General features: G+C 68.9%; 1 protein-coding gene. It reads right to left on the bottom strand.

Annotated features, from left to right (window positions below):
• Nucleotides 1–259: 259 nt before the first annotated feature.
• Nucleotides 260–1,520 (bottom strand): LamG domain-containing protein (locus tag AC1D15_RS31540; RefSeq protein WP_477829143.1); only part of this gene is annotated, 1,261 nt, incomplete at its 5' end.

Consider the following 1,520-nt stretch of genomic DNA (forward strand, 5'->3'; position numbering starts at 1 on the left):
GAACACCAGCACCCGCACCAGCAGCGCGATCGCGATGCCGCCGCCCGGGATCCGCGACACGGAAGCCAGCCAGCCGCGCCGCTGGGGTGGGGAGTCCGACGCAGGTGCTTTGGGGGTCATCGGTGAACTCGCTCGGCCCGCCGGATCAGGCGGAGGTTCCGGCTTGGGTCGAGCATAGTCCAATGCAGCCTGCGCACGCTGCCGTACGCGGGCTTCCCTGCCCCCGGGTTCTCCCGGGGAAGGACCTTCATGCAGGGGATCAGGATGCGAACAGCCCTGCCACCTGGTCGGCGGTCATCGCGTTGCGGTAGAGGCGGAAGTCGTCGATCAGGCCATCCAGGTACGGATCGGTGCCGGACTGGGAGCGCCCCAGCCAGTTCCGGCCGGTATCGCCCAGCCGAAAGGGGGCGAAGGGCATGTCGGCGATGCTTCCGGTCGCGACACCATCCACGTAGAGCGTCTGGGTCGTGCCGGACAAGGTGACGACGATGTGCGTCCAGACGCCGGTCGGCAGCACCGCGGTGTCGATGCTGCGCTCGTTGTGGCTGCCGCTGACGGTGGTCGAAAGCCGCGCGGTCGCGCCGGCACTGGCCCTCAGCGTCATGTAGCGTCCGGTGCCCGTCCCGAAGTCGAACACGCGAGCGTTCCGGGTGGCTGCGTTCCATTTCAGCCAGACCGAGAGCGTGAAGTCGGAGAGGTCCTCGACGAGCTTGTCGGGCAGGCTGACATGGCCGGTGACGCCATCAAGCGAGACGGCGCCGCCCACGCGTCCCGCGACGAAGCTCGCACCGCCGACCAGGGTGCCCGTGTGGCCGTTGCCCGTCGCGTCGGCCGCACTGTTGCCGCTCGTCTCGTCGAACTGCAGCCGCGTGTGCAATTGCAGGTCGGTCGTGGCCGTGACGAAGCCTGACGCGGCGCTCTCTCCGGTCGCCGTCGTCGCGGTGACGACGTAGTACCAGGTTCCGGCCGCGACGTCCGCGTCGGTGTAGGTCAGCAGATCGGCGATGCCGGTGGCAAGCGTCGTGAACGTCCCGCACGCCGACGCCGCGCGCTTGACGTTGTAGCTGAGCCCCTCGGCGCATCCCCACCACGACAGGATCACCGAGCCGGCGCTCGAGCGCGCGGTGAGACCGCTGGGCGCGAGCCCGCTCACCAGCGCATCGCGCGTGCAGGTGAGCGTGCCGTACCCGAGCTGGTCGAAGCCGGTGCTGTTGGGCCCGTAGTTGCCGCCGCCGCCCTCGGGCGCAACCAGCGCCGCGAACTTCTGCGTGTACGGCGCGGCCAGGCCCCTGCGCTTCACATAGTGGTTGAACACCAGCGCCCACGCGGGACGCACCGAGCCCTGCGATCCCGTTGAAAGGACGGCCTGGTCGACGTTGTCGGCATTGTTGTAGGCCAGGTAAGGCACGCCGTAGTAGCTCGTGCCCGACTCGATCAGGTTGGCCTTGGCGACGTACTCGGCGCCGGCCAGGAAGCGGTTGTTGTCGAAGCCGTAGAGATCGATGCCCTGGTTCCAGGCC

The organism is Rhizobacter sp. P2_H2 (assembly GCF_056403375.1).